We start from the raw sequence: 426 nt of genomic DNA, 5'->3' as shown, positions 1-426 counted from the left end.
GTGTCCCGTCCTGAATAAGGTTTACACCTCCCATCCCGAATTTCCGGAGAGTCAGATGGAGCAAGGTGTAAAGCGCACACAGCGTGATTACTCACTGTCTTTTAAATTGGCGGTGGTTGATCAGATTGAAAAAGGCGAACTGACCTACAAGCAGGCCCAGGTGCGGTATGGCATCCAGGGACGGTCGACGGTTCTGGTATGGTTGCGTAAGCACGGTCGGCAGGATTGGAGCCAGGGGGCCTCGATCCGCGACGAGAGGAGCTGCGCGATGTCTGACCCCAAAATGCTCACTCCAGAGCAGCGAATCAAAGAGCTTGAGCAGCAGCTTGAGCTGATGAGCCAGAAGGCCCAGTTCTTTGAAACGGTCGTTGATGTTCTGAAAAATGACTATGGTGTCTCGGTCGTAAAAAAGCGATCCGGCAAGTC

General features: G+C 53.3%; 1 pseudogene. It reads left to right on the top strand.

From position 1 onward, the window contains the following. Positions 1 to 55: 55 nt before the first annotated feature. Positions 56 to 426 (top strand): annotated as a pseudogene (locus QMX96_RS26725) (IS3 family transposase); the annotation flags it as partial.

This window comes from Pseudomonas sp. PS01300, assembly GCF_029960155.1.
Classification (GTDB): Bacteria; Pseudomonadota; Gammaproteobacteria; order Pseudomonadales; family Pseudomonadaceae; genus Aquipseudomonas; species Aquipseudomonas palmensis.
This window is presented reverse-complemented; position numbering and strand designations above follow the sequence as displayed.